Origin of the sequence: Halobacteriovorax sp., from assembly GCF_041587335.1 — a bacterium.
Classification (GTDB): Bacteria; Bdellovibrionota; Bacteriovoracia; order Bacteriovoracales; family Bacteriovoracaceae; genus Halobacteriovorax.
Genome location: NZ_JBFGYP010000032.1, coordinates 1 through 18,431, shown reverse-complemented (window position 1 = coordinate 18,431; position 18,431 = coordinate 1). Strand labels below are relative to the sequence as shown.

Below are 18,431 nucleotides of genomic sequence, written 5' to 3'. Positions count from 1 at the left end.
CCATATGATTAAATGTCTTCAAAACGAGAGTCTTCCCGGCTTGGAAGTTCACTTGTAGACTTACTAGCTTCTTTTTTTGTACTTTCAAATTCAGTAACTACATCACTCAACTTATCGGTATTTTCTTCTTTAGATATTAAAGAAATTTCGACTTCTTTCTCTTGTTCTACAGCTTTTTTCTTAAACTTATTAATTTCTTTAGAATTAGATTCTTCGACAGAACCTGACCCTTGCCCTGAAACAAGTTTACTTAGGCTTGAGGCAACGTTTGAAAGCTTCCCAGCTTGATTATTGAGGCCATCAGAGGACTCTAAAGCTTCAGTTGAAATAAGTGATGTTTGATGAGTCATCTCATCCAATTGGCTCATGGCCTTAGAAACTTCAGTAATTCCAATTGCCTGCTCGTTAGAAGCATTTGTAATTTCAGATACTTTATCGTTAACTTCCAAAACGTTTACTAGTATTTGATCTAAAACTTTTTCACACTCGTTTGCCGTTCTAGAACCAACATCTACTTTTTCCTTTCCTATACTAGAGAGAGAAACAAGCTTTGACTTAGAGTCAGCAACAATGAGTTCTACCTTCTTAACACTCTCTCCAAGCATTTCACTTATCTCTGTTGCGGCACTTCCACTAGCAGTAGCGAGGGAGCCAATCTCCTCAGCAACTACGGCAAATCCTTTTCCATGCTCACCTGCTCTAGCAGCCTCTACAGATGCATTAAATGAGAGAAGCTTTGTTTGAAAAACAATATCATTTATAATATCTGTCTTATTACCTATTTCATTTATAACGGTTATTATCTCGTTCATCTTTTGACTAATATTGTCCATTTCATTAACAATATCTGAATTTGAATTATTAATTTCAGTCATTGCATTAATCATATCAGTTACTGAGGCCTTTCCACTTTCAGCGACTTCTTTTGATTCCTGAGACTTCTTACTAGACATTTGTACATTTTCTAAATTTCTGCTAACCATAGATGACAACTCATCAAGAGTTGAGACGGTTTCTTGAATTGCAGAAGCAATTTTTGTAGATCCATCACTTAGATCAATAGAATTAGACTTCATCTTATCAGCATTACTAGAGACTTCAGTAGCAACGCTTCCTAAAACTTTATTGGCATCCACAATTGGCTTAACGAGCTTCTTTGTTACATAAGCTCCAATAAATATGATTATAATTAAAGCAATACCCGACAAAATCGATACAAATATCATCATTGACTTAACTGGAGCAAACATCTCGTCTTCTTGAATTTCAGCAATTAATCCCCAAGTATTGCCAAACATCTCAATGCTTGAGTAATAACTTAGAACTTTCTTTCCATTTGGATCAATAATAAATTCAGCACCAGAATTGTTAGTAACTGCAGCATCAATTGATTTTGAATTAACTTCTATTTTATTTTTAAATGAATTCACAGTATTAAATTGTTCTTTATTTACAAAGAAATCTGTTCGTAAAAGATGATCAAACCCAACAAGATATACTTGTCCGGTCTCTCCCATTCCAACGCGGCTAGATACGATAGAGTTCAATTCATCAATGTTAATTTGAGAAACAACAACTCCCATATCATCACCTTTTTTTATCCCCTCTGATAGGTGATCGAACTCTGATAGTTGTCGAATACAGTAAAATGACTGAACAGAGTTAGTAACAGGATTATATTCGTATTTACTAAAGTGTAGACCGGCCTTCTCATCACTAAGAGCATCTTGAAAACATTTAGATAAAGATGAATCTTTGTATGTACCTGAGATTAGATTACGTCCAAGAAAGTCACCTTTAAGATCTTCCTTTCCCGACATTATGACTTGTCCATCTAATGATACGAGTAGAATATTTTCTAATGAGTAGTCCTCAGCAAGTTGGACTGCTCGACTTCCATATAGCTTATGAACTTCTTTGTATTGACTCGTATTAATATTTTGATCTTCACCAGGAAATAAACTTGCACCATAAAATGCACTCTCATAAGCTAAGAATAACCCTTCTATTAGTCTATTCTTTCCTAGCCGCTCTGAGAAAACCATTGTTTGTTTTTGAAACACGGAGAGACGATTCTTGATCATCTCTCCCATACTTGAAAATTGATTTATTGACTGAACCTCTAAGGCGTCTTTTGACTTAAAATAGGAAACACTTGAGACAATTGAAATACAAACGAATGCAACCACAACTATTGTTAATAATAGTTTGAACTGAAAACTTGTCTGTTTTTTACTTTTAACTTTATTCACTATCTACATTCCCTACTAAAGGTTCTTCTTAAACTTATTTCCAAATTCCTGCGCCAGCGATCCAACCAGTATCACCACCACATTTCTTAATATAGGATACTTTTGGTGTTGCTTTTTCTGCACCAGGTTTCGCCCATACATAATCAACCCAACCACCTTCAGCGTTAGCGTTCGCAGCTTTATCAAACTCAACAAAGAGAACTTTTCCATTTTCATCTTTGTTTGACTTTAATGACTTTCCATTAAGTCTTCTTTTAATAGGATGTAGAACCATATTTACATCTTTATCTTGAATCCAAACATAGTTAGATCCACAGAAGCGATACTTTGCAACTTCAGGAATTGCAGCTTTTCCCTTCTCTGCGATAAGAGCACACATTTTTTCTACAGATGCTTTAGCTTGATCCTTAGTACAGTCTGCAGCACTAATATTTAAACATGACACACCTAATACGCTCGCAACGAGCATTTTTTTTATATTCATAAATTCTCCTTTTATATTAAGTATTTCGGTTATTATTAATGAAAATGTATGGGAAATAATCAATGAGAGAAAAATTAAAGTTCTCTTAAGGTACAAAAAAAGCCATCTATAGAGATGGCCTTTATATTGTTGAATTTAAATAGAAGTTTATGCAGCTTTTCTTGCCAATGCGTTTACATCTTTAATATCTAGAACTTTAGCTACATTTAAAAGCACTGTTAATGATTTCTCTTTTCTATATACACCGTAAATATATTCAGCATTTACTTGTGTTTCAATCTCTGGAACTTCGTTAATTTCTTTTAGAGTGAAAGCTAAAACTTTGTTGATCGAGTCAACAACAATTCCTAGATTCATCCCATCAAGATCAACAATTATGACACTCTCTTCAGCGTTGTTTTCTCTTGGCTTAATTTTAAGTTTTGTTCTCATATCTACAACAGATATAACTTGTCCTCTTAGATTCATAATTCCAAGAAAGTGACTTGGTGCTTTTGGAATTGGAGTTGTTTCAGGAACAGAGATAACTTCTCTGACTGATAGAAGTGGTATTGCATACTCTTCTTCACCAAGACTAAATTCAAGAAATCTCTGAAGGTCAGAACTACCTTCATCAACAATTGATAGATTTTGATTTGCTCTTTCTTCATTCATCACGCTACCCTTCCTATAAGATCTTCTTTAATACTAGAATTCTTTTTCATTTTACTACTATAGAGTTCATTTAAATCTAGGATAAATGATGGTTTACCATCACCTAAAATAGAACTTCCCATGAAACCTTTACTGTTTTTTATTTCACTACCTAGATTTTTAATAACGACTTGCTGCTGATGAAGTATATCATCTACAAGTACCGCAAAAGGATGTTCAGATGCTTGAATAATAATCGCTATTTTATCAACAGATTTCCCCTCATCCATTTTAACAGCTAATGTACTGCCAATGTTGAAAAGAGGGAGAACCTGTCCTCTTAGGTTGAGGCACTCACCCCATCCTGTAACTTTATTAATCATTTCATTTGTAGGCTTAAGAGACTCATGTACTTGAGATAGAGGGATAATAAATTTATCACTTCCAGCGCGTATAACCATTCCCTCAATAATTGCCATAGTTAATGGAAGAACAACTTTAAATACACTTCCCTTCCCCATTTCCGTCTTAACTCTGACTTCACCTGATAATTTCTCAATATTAGTTTTAACAACATCCATACCAACACCACGACCAGAAACTTCAGTCACCTGCTCTTTGGTTGAGAACCCTGGGTGAAAAATATATTGAATAATATCTTCATCAGAGATTTGTTGATTTTCTCTTATTAAACCTTTTTCAATAGCTTTATTTCTTATTATATTTGCAGGAATACCTTTTCCATCATCTGTAATTTCGATAACTAAATTATTACCTTCATGAAATGCACCTATAGTAACATTTCCAGCTTCACTTTTACCCGCAGCAATACGCCCTTCAGTACTCTCTAGCCCATGATCAACAGCATTTCTAACAATGTGGACGAGAGGATCAGCGAGGTGTTCTAATACAGTTTTATCAATTTCAGTCTCTTCACCGCTAAGAGTGAGCTTCACTTTCTTATCTAATGTTTTAGAAGTATCTCTAACAATTCTGTTCATTTTTTGAAGTGTAGACTTCACTGGAACCATTCTTAAAGACATCGATATTTCTTGAATCTCTTTAGATAATTTACCTAATTGAGAAATAGACTTATTCATTAACTGATCATGAGAAGCAGTAAAGCGACCCTGATCGAGAACCGTTTGTAATATTACAAGTTCACCGACGACATTATTTAACTTCTCAACTCTAGATAAGGAAACTCTAATACTTTCATCTTCAGTTACTTTTTTAACTGGAGTCGCTTTCTTTGCAGCTATTGGTGCAACAGCAGCAGGAGTTGTAGTAACCTTCTCCAGTGGAGTTACAGTTACGGAGTCATCAATTGCATTACTAAACTTTAGCCCTTCTTTTTCATTTGAACTCTTTTCAAGATCAGCAATAATGTCAGAGTCACAAGTTCCAAGTTCTCTTAGTGCCTCTAAAGCTGCTGGTGAAATTTCTGGCTCTTCTTCAACTTCTTTTTTTCCACTAAGTTCTTCCATAACTGCTTCATCACAGTTACCAAGCTCTCTGAGGGCCTCTAGAGCGGCCGGAGATATCTCAGGCTCTTCTACCTTATTATCTTCACCCATTCCTTCAAATAGTGAATCATCAACATCTCCAAGCTCTCTTAAAGCTTCAAGAGCTGCTGGTGAAATCTCTGGTTCAGAAATTCCTTCATCTAAAATATCATCTAAGTCATCACTTTCATCACATACAAGTGTCTCTTCAACTTCAGCGACCGGCTCTTGTTCTACTTCAGCTTGACCACCTAGTGCACTTAAAATATTTTCAACAATTTCTGTACTGTCGAACTCTGCATCCATATTGTCTTTAAGACCATGAATCATATTCGTAATATGATCATTACACTCTAAAAGAAGAGAAACCATATTATCTGTGACTTCTAAGTCGCCAGTTTTTAATTTTAAAATTAAATTTTCCATCTCGTGAGTAAACTCGGCAACATTGCCAAACCCCACGGCCCTAGAAGTGCCTTTTAAATTATGAGCTAATCTGAAAATTTGGTCTAGAATCTCCGAGCTCTCTTTGTCATTTTCCAATGCAAGGAAAGACTGTTCCGTGTCTTCAAGTAACTGAAGAGACTCGTCTAGAAAGTCTTCTTTTAATTCTCTTTCAAAATCATCCATTTCGTATCCATAATTATTTTGAACATCAATGTTCTAGTTCAAGTACTCATCGTCATTTTAAACTGTAAGTTTAAATGAATTACGAACTTTAAGATTAAATTAAGGCATTAGTAGTATTAATTAGTTACGAATTGAATCTTTAGAAAGAGAAGTTATGAGGGCTAAAAACAAAAAAGCCCTTCACGAGGAAGGGCTTTTATATAAAAAAATCTGGTGGGCGTGGCAGGGATTGAACCTGCGACATCTGCCTTGTAAGGGCAGCGCTCTCCCACTGAGCTACACGCCCAGATCTGTTTGTTTCGATTCGTGAGCTAGAATATATATCTGGTGCATTTTTGTCAAATTCTTTTTCAAGAAATTTTAAAAGTTTTTACCAGCTTCCAGTATTTTCCATTGATTTAAATGGCTCAACTGGCTCAAGAGGCTCATTTGCTTGTAATAGCTCAATAGATATACCATCAGGGCATTTTATGAAAGCCATATAGCCATCTCTAGGAGGTCTCAGAATTGTAACTCCTGCATTCATTAACTCTAGGCATTTTTCATTTATATTATCTACTCGAAATGCTAAGTGGCCAAAGTTTCTTCCACCACTATATGACTCAGTCTCTCCCCAGTTGTGCGTTAACTCAACTTCTGCTTCCCCTTCTTCAGTAGCAAGGTACACTAGTGTAAACTTTCCATCTGGATAGTCACTTCGTCGAATTTCTTTCAATCCTAATTTGTTTACATAAAAGTCTAGCGACTTCTCTAAATCTAATACTCTGATCATTGAGTGTAAAAACTTCATAAAAATCTCCCTTATCAAGATTTAGACTAAGGCCTTTATCAAAAAATGTCATGTGAAGATTGATTAAGATTGTATTGTCTAAGAAAAAGAAAAGGGAGACATATGTCTCCCTTTTCACCCCAATACCATCAAGCAAAAAAATACCACTTTTTAAGCTGATTAAAACTTTCTAGTTAGCAACTTCTAAACCTGCAGCATCAGTGTCTACGACTTTCAGCTGTGGTGCTACATGTTGCATAAATTGCTCAGGATTTTGTAATTCAAGAGCATTTTTTAGGACATTATCAACTTGGTAACATGGAATAATTGTTAATCCACTCTTTACCTCTGTTGGAATGTCCGGAAGGTCTTTCTCATTCTTTATTGGAATAATTACTGTTTCAATACCAGATTGCTTCGCAGCAAGTAGTTTTTCTTTCAGTCCACCAATTGGAAGAACTCTTCCTCTAATTGTTACTTCTCCGGTCATAGCAACATTTTGCTTAACAGGTATTCCTGTAATTGCAGAAGTCAACGCTGTAACCATTGTAATACCAGCACTTGGTCCATCTTTAGGAGTTGCCCCCTCAGGAACATGTACATGGATATCATTTTTATCATACCAGCTAGCATCAATTCCTAGCTGTGCACTAATAGATCTTACATAACTTAGAGCAGCAGATGCTGATTCTTGCATTACTTCACCAAGCTTTCCTGTAACTTTAACTTGTCCTTTTCCAGGAACAGTTACCACTTCAATATGTAGTAGCTCTCCACCAACAGAAGTCCAAGCTAGACCGTTAACTAAGCCAACCTGTGGTTCAACTTCAATAGCTGTTCTATCAAATCTCTTAGGTCCTAAGTACTTTGTTAGCTGCTTAGCAGTCACGTTAAACTTCTTACCTTCAGCATGATTTTTAGCAACAACCTCTGTAGCAATCTTACGACAAACAGTATTTAAAAGTCTTTGGAACTCTCTTACACCAGCTTCTTTCGTATACCCTCTTACAACTTCAAGTACAGAGTTATCATTCATTGCTACTTCATACTTAGTTAGACCATTACTCTTAACTGCTTTATCTAATAAGTATCTCTTACCAATCTGTAGTTTTTCCTGAGGAGTGTACCCAGAAACACTAATGATCTCCATTCTGTCTCTAAGAGGACCAGGAATCTTACCTAAGTCATTTGCAGTCATTACAAACATAACTTGAGATAGATCGTACTCACACTCAATATAGTGGTCTGCAAAGTTTTTATTTTGTTCAGGATCAAGAACTTCAAGCATTGCTGCAGCAGGATCCCCTCTCATATCAGAACTCATTTTATCAATTTCATCTAAAAGAATTACTGGATTACTAGTCCCTGCTTTCTTAAGTGCAGAAATAATTTTCCCAGGCATAGCTCCAACATATGTTCTTCTATGTCCTCTAATCTCAGACTCATCTCTTACACCGCCAAGAGAGATTCTTACAAATTTTCTATCAAGTGACTCTGCAAGAGACTTGGCAATTGAAGTTTTACCAACCCCTGGAGGACCAGCAAGGCAAAGGATTGTTCCCTTCCCTTCTTCTTTAACAAGTGATCTTACAGAAAGATATTCAACAATTCTTTCTTTAACATCTTTCATTCCATAGTGATGACTATCAAGAATTTCCCATGCCTTACTCACGTTATTATCGTCAGTAGTGTATTCATCCCATGGAAGATTAGTCATCCAGTCAATATAGTTTCTAACAACTGCAGCTTCTGCAGACATTGGAGACATTGACTTGAGTTTCTTAATTTCTTTTATTGTTTTTTCTCGTGCTTCTTCAGGCATTTTCTTTTTAGCTAGCTTCTCTTCCATCTCTGAGATATCAGATTTACCATCATCTTTTTGCCCTAGCTCTTTTTGAATGGCATTCATTTGCTCATTCAAATAATATTCCTTCTGAGACTTTTCCATCTGTTGCTTAACGCGAGTTTTAATTCTTCTCTCTACGTTAATAACTTCAATCTCGCCTTGCATTTTTTCTAATAATAAATGAAGTCTATCTTCAACATTAACTGCTTCAAGGATTTCTTGCTTTTCTGGAATTTTCATACTCAAATGAGCAACAATAATATCCGCAAGTCTTGAAGGATCAGTAATTGAAGAAATACTCATAAGAAGTTCCGGTGGAATTCTCTTATTAAGCTTCACATACTGCTCAAAAGTACTTTTAATACTTCTCATAGTTGCTTCTAGATTTACTACGTCTACAACTTCAGATTGTGACTTAGTAACCTCTGCCCAATAACCTTCAGGCTTAGCAACGAAATCGTTGATATTTGCTCTATACTTACCTTCGATCAATACCTTTACAGTATTGTCAGGTAATCTAAGCATTTGGATAATGTTAACAACAGTTCCTACATCATAAACATCAGATCTTTCTGGGTTTAGAACATTCGCATCTTTTTGAGTTACGAGGAATAATTCGTTGTTGTTTTTTGCAGCCTCTTCTAATGCTGCAATAGACTTTTCTCTACCTACGAAGAGTGGCACCACCATATGTGGAAAAATGATAACGTCTCTAAGTGGAAGAAGAGGAAATCTTTTTGAGTCAACAGACTTGTTGTCTGACATAGTACCTCCTGCACTACTGGTATTGGTTGGGAACAACATATCTGTGACATCATGTCTCTTAAAATATGTCTTGTATAAATTGTCTCGCAAAATCAAATCTGGGTCAAAAAAAAAGTGAAGGCATCCTTTTCCTCTAAAAAAATTTTATACCTTGTAATATCGCATCTCTAGGTACTTTTTCACGCCTAAAGTATTGAAAATAAGTACTGCAAATAAAATGTTAGAAAATGTTATTTGAAAAAAAAATAAACAGTTTTTTCTAGAAGTGACTAAATGTTAGATATCAATAAACTTGTAGGTGCATCTCGGCTCTAAATAAAAAGGCCACTCCGAAGAGTGGCCTAACTTCAAGTAATTGATCAGGTTTAAAAATCAATTAAAAGTTAAATTGTAAGCTTGAATAGAATGCAGTTGCCTCATCATCAATAGAAAGAGGAGTTCCAACATATCCACCTAAGAAGTTAGTCTTCTTATTTTCGGATTTTTGATAACCAACTCTGAACTTAAAGTTCTGATCAATCGGTTGCATCCAGAATACATGCATAGACTTACCACCTCTACCTGTATAAAGACCAACTTTATTTTTCGCAGTAGTGTCGTAAAGAAATACATCATCATCAGAGTTGATATACTCAAATCCAAGAACTGCTTTTCTTAATACTTGAAATGGCATTTCATAGTTTAAGTTTGCAATCCAAGCATCTCCATCTAAATCAGTATTAGATGTTCCATACCAAGTACCTAATGTTTGAAAGTCTCCAGTTCCTTTAATATTCCCCATGAGGTAAGAGAAACCAAGAGATAAACCAGTATTGGCGATCCCATTCACCTCTAAATTCAAGACATGTCTTGTAACATTAAAGTTAGTTGTAGAAGAAGCTTGTGCAGTAGAAGCATTTGGATTAGTAAATGCATCTAGCCCACCAAAGTGTAGGTATTGATAAATTAAATGAATTCTTCTGGCCCAAGACATATTAGTCTTTTCATATTCTGCCATTAATGAGTAAGCATCAACATTTTCTTTAATATCCTGACCTGCAGTATTACTCATTGGCTTATGTGTAACTCCAATATCTCTTTGATTAAATGGAGTATAAATCCCTCTAAACTTTACAGCATGTCCGTTAAAAGAATTGGCATATGTAAGCGCCATACCATCAAATACGCCACCAAATACTAGAAGTGGATATTGTCCCATCATTGGACGATTCTCTTGAAAGTGCTTAGGAGCTCCATCAATTGTCGGAAGTCTACCTACAGTGAAAGTTAAATTATCTGTAAAGCTATAATTAACAAAAGCTCTCTCAAAGAATATTTTAGAGTTATCAGCTCCCTGACCTTCACCTAGTTCATTAAATGCACCATCACCAATATATGAACCACCACCCTTATTAAGAGTATTCATATATTTAGACATTGCTAAACGACCATAAAAAGATAATTTCTTAGAAGGTGTCGCAGCGATATCAAGCTCTGTAAAAACACGGTGGTGTTTAGTACTATTTTTCTCTCCGGCAGTTCTAGCTACAGAAGTCCCATTGAATGTATTTGTTGTATACGCTTTATTATGAGTTGTTTCTACAGAATCATATCTATATTCTAAACTTCCAGAGAATGACCACCAGTTCTCATAACCAGCATACTCAAGAGCTTCAACTCTCTCTTCTAAACTCTGTGCTTGAACAGTTCCAAAAGTAGAAGCTGCTATAGCACTTAAAACTATTATTTTTTTTAACATATAAATTCTCCTACTATCCACCAATTGATGATGAAGCATCCTTACATTGAAGAGTACAATCACCAACTGTTATAGTTGCTGACGAACAGGTTTTTAATTTAATTACATTTCCAGCTCGACCTGGAGTAGCGAGAGCTGCAGCATCTGCATCGCTTTTTCCACACTGTTTTTTAACCGCATTAATAAAATCGTCTTTTGCTCCAGCATGCACTTGGAAAGAAAAAAGTAGTGCATAAACAGAGACAAAAGAGAGTAAAGCTTTAGACATAAACACTCCCTTGTTTAATATATTTTGTTGAGAGTATATGAAAGTTTTCATTTTTTTTGAACTTAAAAGAAACGACTTAAAAGCGTTAAAAGTGAAAATAAAAAAAGAAAAATACTTGAAAGCATTTATTAGAGGTGTTCTGGAAGATTTTCTCAAGAAAAAGGCGACCAAAAAGGTCGCCCAAAAAATGCATAAAATTAATGTTATCTAAAGGTTAAATATCTTCAAATCGAGAATCACTACTATCTGGAATTTCAGAAATCACAGGTTTAGCAGCCTTATTACCATCTACCTTAACATCCTCTAAAGGAGCAGCAGCAACTTGATTCTTCTTAGTTTCTACTTTCTTCTCTTTTGGCTCAACTTTTACAATTTTCTTCTCTTCTTTCTTAGTAGAAACTTTTGGCCTTATATCTTTTTTTCCACCCTTAACTTCGTCTTCTAAGCTTTGAACAACACTATTTAAAAATATCGATTCTTCATTTAACTGTTTTGAACAATTTAAAGTATTATCTGCAATTTCTGAATTCTTATGTGTTGCTTCCTGTAATTGGTTCATGGCCTCAGCAATCTGAGAAACACCCAGCTCCTGCTCACGTGTTGCTGTAGAGATTTCATCCGCCATAACAGCAACTCTTTTAACATCTTCAGCAATACTATTAAGAGCGCTGTCACACTTACCAGAAATTGATATCCCTTCATCAATTTTACTTTTTGATTTCACCATTATCTGTTCAATTCCAGATTGTGATTCGGATACAATTTTCTCTACAGTTGATACACTTTCATTAAGGATATCACTTATTTCATCAGCAGCCTTACCACTCATTTGTGCGAGACTACCAATTTCCTCTGCGACTACTGCAAACCCTTTCCCATGCTCCCCCGCTCTCGCAGCTTCAACAGAAGCGTTAAATGAAAGAAGCTTTGTTTGAAAAACAATATCATTTATAACATTCGTTTTTTCTGATATTTCATTAATAACTTTTACAATATCATTAAACTTCTTATTACTACTTGTGGTTTGCTCTAAGATTTCATCATTACTTGTCTTTATTTCATTCATAGAGTTTACAACTTGAGAGACAATCTTCTTCCCCTCATTAGCATTATTCTCAGAACTCTTTGCAACCTCTACAGATCTCTCAGCATTTTGCGCACTCATTTTTACCATTTGTGATACTTCATCTAGAGTAGAAGCTGTCTCTTGAATCGCAGACGCTTGATGAGTCGACATATCAGATACATTTGAAGACATTCCTTGTAAGTCACCTACTAGACCAGCAGTTCTCCCAAAACTCTCCTTCAATCCTAAAATAACTTCTGACAATTTATTATAAAGGTTACTAGAAATTAAGTATGAAACAACAAGACATATGACGAGCATAATACCAAAGGTCCAATAGAATAGTTCTCTAAGTGTTTTGATATCTTTAAAAGCTACATCAGGGTTCATCCCTACAATAACAGACCATCCAATAGAATTTATAAACTTCTCGTTCTCAATCTTTCTAAATGAGTAAAGAGTATTTTCTTCACTAAAGAAATTCTTTGAAACAAGACTTCCACTTTTAACCTTTTGTAAAAGTAGAGACACTTCATTTTTAGAATTGAATAAATTTTTATCCAAAGTCCTAAGAATGGTATATTCATTTTTTTCATTACGACCAAGAGAAGAGAGAACATCTCCACTTTTATTTATTATAAAGATAGAAGCATCATCTTTCCCCGAAGATTTTAAAGAGTCATAGAGCGACTGAAGTTCAGATTCTACCCAAGCAAAGCTTGTATACGCAGTTAATACTCCTAAAGGATCTCCGTACTCATCCTCTAAAAGTGTCGTAAAGTGTGTCCCATATCTCTTATTACCATATGCTTTTGAAATTAACTCATCGTACTCTGGTTGCCCTAACCTCGAGCCAAAAATTTTCTTTTTAAAGTTTTGAGTAAGTTTCCCCTCAACAGTTTCTTTAAACCATTTCTCACTAGAAAAATCATGCCCTTCAAAACTAGTAGTACTAATGGCCTTCCCTTCTGCGTTTATAGTTGAGCTGCCAACAAACTTGCCCTTCATATCAGTAACAATTAAAATATCATTCATTGGATAGAGAGTTATTATCTCATTTAGAACAAACTTCATCGTTTCTTTATCTTCGTAATTCTTTAATGCACCATTTTTTCCAAATGCTTGAACATTATTATATTGAGAGTAAAAAACTTGAGATATTGAGCTCGATAAGGAATCTGAATACAAAGAAAAACTTTCAGTAATGCTCGTTCTTTGCTTTTTAAGCCCTTGCTCAAATTGGAAAAGAACTATTAATCCAAAAAGGAATACCATCCCACCAGAAATAAATAACAGCTTAGTTTTCAATGGAACTTTTTTCATATTCACCCTCTAAATAAAAATACAATATATAACTGTATCGGGAGAATACTAATATTTGTTGAATAAATATGAAAAAACCCAGCAATTTGCTGGGCATTTTCATCAAAATTAATATTTACTTAAGGTTGCTTTTTACGAAGCTGACTCTATATCACTCTTAGCTTTAAGAGTTCCTCCTGCGCCACCACGAGGAGTTCTTTCACCCTCAATAGTTTTAGGAGATTCAGTTCCTTCAATTGATGCTTTTGTAACAACAATTTTACAAATCTTATCATTAGATGGAACTTCATACATTACATCTAACATTGTTTGTTCAAGGATCGCTCTTAACCCTCTGGCTCCAGTCTTTTTTCTTAAAGCTGTTGAAGCAACTTCTCTTAAAGCATCCTCTTCAAATTCGATTTCAATTCCATCGTATTCAAAAAGTCTTTGGTACTGCTTTGTAATTGCATTCTTAGGCTCAGTTAAAATTTGAACAAGTGCCTCTTCATCAAGTTCTTGAAGAAGTGCATTAACAGGAAGTCTACCGATAAATTCTGGAATAAGACCAAATTTTGATAAATCTTCTGCCTCAATACCACCAAGTTTTTCAACTACTGATTGTTGAGCTTTTTCTTCTTTAGTAACTAATCCCATAGGACGTTTAGTAAGTCTTTTTTCAATGATTTTATCAAGCCCTACGAATGCTCCAGCAACAATGAAAAGAATATTTTTCGTATCAACTTGAATAAACTCTTGCTGTGGATGCTTTCTTCCCCCCTTTGGAGGTACTGCCGCAACAGTTCCTTCAACAAGCTTTAGTAATGCTTGCTGAACACCTTCACCAGATACATCTCTAGTGATAGAAGGGTTCTCACTTTTTCTAGCAATTTTATCAATCTCATCAATATAGACAATTCCACGTTGAGCTCTCTCAACATCGTAGTCACATGATTGAAGTAGATTTAAAATAATATTCTCAACATCTTCACCAACATAACCTGCTTCGGTTAGTGATGTCGCATCACAAATTGCAAAAGGTACATTTAAGTATTTTGCAAGAGACTGAGCGATAAGAGTTTTACCTGAACCAGTTGGACCAGCTAAAAGAATATTAGACTTTGATAATTCAACTTCGTCTTTACGACCTTTAGTTGCATTACCATGTGAAACTCTTTTGTAGTGATTATGTACTGCTACAGAGATAATTTTCTTTGCTCTATCCTGTCCGATAACATAGTTATCTAGATGAAGCTTAATCTCATGAGGCTTAGGAACATTATCTAATGATGCCTTACTCGTACTCTTTACAGAGTCCTCATAAATAATATCATTACAAAGTTCAATACACTCATCACAAATATAGGTACCTGGACCTGCGATTAGTTTTTTAACTTCTTTTTGAGATTTTCCACAAAAGTTACATTCTAATGTACTGTTGTAGCTACCACTTTTTTTAGTCATAACAACGGTCCTTTATCTATTTCTTTTTTTCAATTATGTGATCGATTATACCAAGCTCAATAGCATCTCCGGGAGATAGGTAATTATCTCTATCTGTAGCTGCAACAATTTTGGCCATATCCATCTCTTTAGCAGAGTGGTTAATATAAATACCATTTAACTGGTCTTTTAATTCTTGAATTTCTTTTGCCTGAATTTGAATATCAGAACACTGTCCTTGTGCTCCACCAAGTGGTTGGTGAATCATAATTCTAGAGTGTGGCATTGAGTATCTATGTCCCTCAGCTCCAGCAGTCAGTAAAAGTGATCCCATCGAAGCAGCAAGACCCACACAATAAGTATGAACTGGACAAGAGATATATTGCATTACATCGTAAATACCAAGTCCGGCATAAACAGATCCACCAGGACTATTTATATAGAAATGAATCGGTGCATCAGGATCGTCAGTCTCTAAAAATAGCATTTGCGCCATAATTAAATTAGCAACTGTATCATTCACTTGTGTACCAAGAAAAACAATTCTATCTAATAAAAGTCTTGAATAAATATCGTATTGTCTTTCCCCACGCGCCGTTTGTTCAATAACAATTGGATTTGGAATGTGCATTTTGGGATTACTCATGGTTTTCTACCCTCTGTTTTGTTAAGTAAATGATCGTATTCTTTAGTACTTGTCGTACCATTTCAAAAAATACTTTAATCAAAAGACTAATCTTTTGTTATTAATGTCACAACAGAAATCCTTTAACTTCTTGAGTTATTCCAATAGTTTAGTTAAACAAAGCCCCTATTCATCTCATAATGCTATACAGAGAAGTGATACACGCTGCACCACTTGCTAGATTTAGCCTACCAGGTCTTGTAATTGCCGAAATTTGGTTTTAAAGTCTTAAAAATTAATTTTTTATTAAATCATTTTAAGGAGACTTACATGACTACAGAAACTGTATATCCAACAACTTTAGTTGGTAAAGAAGCACCAGAATTTAAAGGTCAAGCTGTACTAAACGGTGAGATTAAAGAAATTGCACTTTCAGACTTCAAAGGAAAGTGGAAAGTACTTTTCTTTTACCCACTAGATTTCACATTTGTTTGTCCTACAGAAATTACAGCATTCTCTGACAAAATTCAGATGTTCAAAGATATGAACTGTGAAGTAATCGGTTGTTCAGTTGATTCTGAATTCTCTCACCTTGCTTGGACTCAACAGCCAAGAAACAAAGGTGGATTAGGTGAAATCGCTTACCCACTTCTTTCTGACTTAACTAAAGAAGTAGCTAAGAGCTACGGTGTTCTAATGGACGATGCTGTTGCATTCCGTGGAACATTCATCATTGATGACAACAACATTGTACAACAATGTTCAATCAACAACCTATCTGTTGGTAGAAACGTTGAAGAAGTTGCTCGTCTTGTAGAAGGTTACCAGTATACAGCTCAGCACGGAGAAGTTTGTCCTGCAGGTTGGAACAAAGGTGCAGATACAATGAAGCCAGATCCTTCAGGGTCTCAAGAGTACTTCAATAAATTGTAATTTTCTGATACATTTTTAGAAGTTTATATAGGGCCGCAATTATTGCGGCCCTTCTTTTTAGATAGAGAGTTAAAACAAAATGGAAATGATACTAGAATATATTCAAATGAATGTTGCGATTGCCCCTTACCTAATTCTAGGGTTACTACTATTGGCAGGATTTAATATTCCAGTATCTGAAGATGCAATGCTCTTTATCTCTGCACTACTCGCAGTAAAGAACCCTGAGTACACTTATCAACTCTTCTTTGCCGTATTCCTTGGAGCTTACTTAAGTGATCTTATCTGCTACGCATTTATGGGACGCTATCTAGGAAGTAAAATATTTAAGCTGAAGTTCTTTGCCTCCATGGCATCCCCAGAGAAGATAGAACAAGTTAACAACTTTTATAACAAGTATGGAATTGCAACTCTCCTAGTAGGACGCTTTATTCCTTTTGGCGTAAGAAATGCTCTATTTCTAACTGCAGGCCTTGGAAAAATGAATGCATGGAAGTTTGCCATAAGTGATTTAATCGCTTGTACTGTCTCATGTGTGTCTTTCTTTGCTCTTTATTACAACTTTGGAGAGACAGTAATTGAGTACGTAAAAAAAGGTAATATCGTTATCTTCTCTATCGCTATTATTGCAGGGATCATCGTATTTATTAAGAAGAAAAAAGGGAAAAAAGAATCTAACATTATGTAATTACACACTTTTCACAAAAAATGTGTAAATTATATACTCACTCTGAGTTCTCATTGTTTTTACAGATTTCATCTGTCATAAAGGTTTCACAAAAAATGTGAAACGAAAAACTTTAAATATGAGAATTGAATGACTACAAATAACTCAAATATTATATCTTTAAAGAACTGGAAAGAAGCTAACAGCGAGTCTAGAGAAGAAGCATCTCTCTTAAACTATCTAAAGGCCCTTAACTTTCATGACCTAATGAATGAAGCGGAATCTGCTAGAAAAGAGTTAAATTCAGGTTCAATAAGTGCAGAAGTAGCACTCAAGTCAAAAACAATTCTAAAAGAATTTACAAATAGATTAAAAGCAGATGGACTGAGCGCCAACTTAAAGCTAATCACTGACTCGGCAGAGGGAAAGATACTTAAACTAAAAAGTCTTATCAAATAAAGAAATACGACCCCCCTTGTATTTCGATATAAAAAAGGCCACTCAAATGAGTGGCCTTTATATTTAAAAATCTTAAATTTTCAAATTAGAACTTAACTACAGCACCAACAGAAACAACAGTTGCTTCATTGTTTTTAGTTGTATCAGTTGAATCAGTATGCTCAAGAAGAGATACGATTGTATTCATAGTTACATTTTTGTGTAGAGCATACTCATAACCAGCAGAAATTTGAGTATCTTCTTCTGAAGCTGCTCCTACTTCTTCTTCAGTTACATAGTAAGCTAGCTTTGCAGTATGGTCACCCATTCCGTAAGTAAAACCAGCAGTCATTCTAGAAGTATCAGTAGCTACTCCAGCAAGATCTTTACTTTCTTGATCTGACCAACCAGCTTTGAAAGTAAGGTTACCAAAACCAAGAACTGTACCAACGTGAAGGTTTGAGTTATCACCTGTAGAAGCTTGGGCCCAGTGAGTAAAAGACGATTGAAGTCTTAAAGTCATTGCATCCATTTTCTTATCAAATGAAACTAAGTGAGTTGTATAAGTTGGTCCATAGTTTGAGCTAGAAGGATCATTTGATCTCTTATCAGCCTTATCTACAGAAACAGAATATTGAACACCAGCAAATACTGGAGTTGCATACTTAACTAGATCTTTTCTAGATCTATAAAGAATACCCATGTTTGTAGTTGCATTTTCAACATATGCAGCATAATCAGCACCAACACCAGAAGCAACTGTTCCAGCGAAAGTATCAACTTTTAAATTTGCAAGAGCGTCAGCTGTGTAGTCTTGACCTACTGTAAGAGTACCAAACTTAGATACCATATCAATCTTAGCCATTCTAACTCTAATACGTCCTGAAGTTCCTGCACCATCATCAGTCTTTGTAGAGTTAACACCAAGCTCTAGAGTATATTTTGCTGTTAATGAAGAGTTAATCTCGTAAGAACCTTTAGCTCCTAATCTTGATTCAGAGTTATCAGTATCAACTAGTCCTGGAGTTGATTTTCTGTTGAACTTTGATTCTTGATCAACGTGCATG

15 protein-coding genes and 1 tRNA gene are annotated in these 18,431 nt (G+C 35.2%); 3 read left to right on the top strand and 13 right to left on the bottom strand.

Features of this window, described 5'->3' with window-relative positions; all coding sequences use genetic code 11:
- Positions 1-8: 8 nt before the first annotated feature.
- The 12 genes from ABX784_RS06975 to ABX784_RS06920 all read right to left on the bottom strand — a co-directional run bounded on the left by ABX784_RS06975 (position 9) and on the right by ABX784_RS06920 (position 15,347).
- Positions 9-2,252, bottom strand: a complete 2,244-nt coding sequence (locus ABX784_RS06975) for a methyl-accepting chemotaxis protein (RefSeq protein WP_372654174.1) — start codon at positions 2,250-2,252, stop codon at positions 9-11.
- A 34-nt stretch (positions 2,253-2,286) separates the two neighbouring features.
- The gene (locus ABX784_RS06970; protein ID WP_372654173.1) at positions 2,287-2,736 is read right to left on the bottom strand and encodes a cache domain-containing protein; all 450 of its coding nucleotides are present in this window, start codon (positions 2,734-2,736) and stop codon (positions 2,287-2,289) included.
- Positions 2,737-2,883: 147 nt separating this feature from the next.
- Complete coding sequence (locus ABX784_RS06965) at positions 2,884-3,390, bottom strand: chemotaxis protein CheW (protein ID WP_372654190.1); 507 nt, start codon at positions 3,388-3,390, stop codon at positions 2,884-2,886.
- Positions 3,390-5,504 (bottom strand): chemotaxis protein CheA, encoded by a 2,115-nt coding sequence (locus ABX784_RS06960; protein WP_372654171.1) that lies wholly within the window; start codon positions 5,502-5,504, stop codon positions 3,390-3,392. Before ABX784_RS06960 ends, ABX784_RS06965 begins: the two co-directional genes overlap by 1 nt.
- Before the next feature lie 211 nt (positions 5,505-5,715).
- Positions 5,716-5,790 (bottom strand) — tRNA-Val (locus ABX784_RS06955).
- Between the two features lie 84 nt (positions 5,791-5,874).
- Entirely contained in the window at positions 5,875-6,294 is a 420-nt protein-coding gene (locus ABX784_RS06950; RefSeq protein WP_372654169.1) for a VOC family protein, read from the bottom strand.
- Between the two features lie 169 nt (positions 6,295-6,463).
- Positions 6,464-8,884: an endopeptidase La gene (lon, locus tag ABX784_RS06945; protein WP_372654167.1), complete on the bottom strand. Its 2,421-nt coding sequence runs from the start codon at positions 8,882-8,884 to the stop codon at positions 6,464-6,466.
- 376 nt (positions 8,885-9,260) lie between these two features.
- Positions 9,261-10,622: a DUF3373 family protein gene (locus ABX784_RS06940; protein WP_372654163.1), complete on the bottom strand. Its 1,362-nt coding sequence runs from the start codon at positions 10,620-10,622 to the stop codon at positions 9,261-9,263.
- A gap of 13 nt (positions 10,623-10,635) precedes the next feature.
- Positions 10,636-10,890, bottom strand: coding sequence for a hypothetical protein (locus tag ABX784_RS06935; protein WP_372654161.1), 255 nt, complete (start codon positions 10,888-10,890; stop codon positions 10,636-10,638).
- 214 nt (positions 10,891-11,104) lie between these two features.
- Entirely contained in the window at positions 11,105-13,279 is a 2,175-nt protein-coding gene (locus ABX784_RS06930; RefSeq protein ID WP_372654158.1) for a methyl-accepting chemotaxis protein, read from the bottom strand.
- 132 nt (positions 13,280-13,411) lie between these two features.
- Positions 13,412-14,722: an ATP-dependent Clp protease ATP-binding subunit ClpX gene (gene clpX / locus ABX784_RS06925; protein ID WP_372654156.1), complete on the bottom strand. Its 1,311-nt coding sequence runs from the start codon at positions 14,720-14,722 to the stop codon at positions 13,412-13,414.
- A gap of 16 nt (positions 14,723-14,738) precedes the next feature.
- Entirely contained in the window at positions 14,739-15,347 is a 609-nt protein-coding gene (locus tag ABX784_RS06920) for an ATP-dependent Clp protease proteolytic subunit (RefSeq protein WP_372654154.1), read from the bottom strand.
- Between the two features lie 309 nt (positions 15,348-15,656).
- Between ABX784_RS06920 and ABX784_RS06915 the strand changes: the two genes are divergently transcribed.
- From ABX784_RS06915 to ABX784_RS06905, 3 genes are all read left to right on the top strand, one after another.
- The gene (locus ABX784_RS06915) at positions 15,657-16,259 is read left to right on the top strand and encodes a peroxiredoxin (RefSeq protein WP_372654152.1); all 603 of its coding nucleotides are present in this window, start codon (positions 15,657-15,659) and stop codon (positions 16,257-16,259) included.
- A gap of 79 nt (positions 16,260-16,338) precedes the next feature.
- Positions 16,339-16,947, top strand: coding sequence for a DedA family protein (locus ABX784_RS06910; RefSeq protein WP_372654151.1), 609 nt, complete (start codon positions 16,339-16,341; stop codon positions 16,945-16,947).
- Between the two features lie 129 nt (positions 16,948-17,076).
- A complete protein-coding gene (locus ABX784_RS06905; protein ID WP_372654149.1) occupies positions 17,077-17,385 on the top strand; it encodes a hypothetical protein in 309 nt (102 codons plus the stop codon).
- An 85-nt stretch (positions 17,386-17,470) separates the two neighbouring features.
- Here the strand turns inward: ABX784_RS06905 and ABX784_RS06900 are convergent.
- Positions 17,471-18,431: porin (locus tag ABX784_RS06900; protein WP_372654147.1), on the bottom strand; the 961-nt coding region annotated here is incomplete at its 5' end.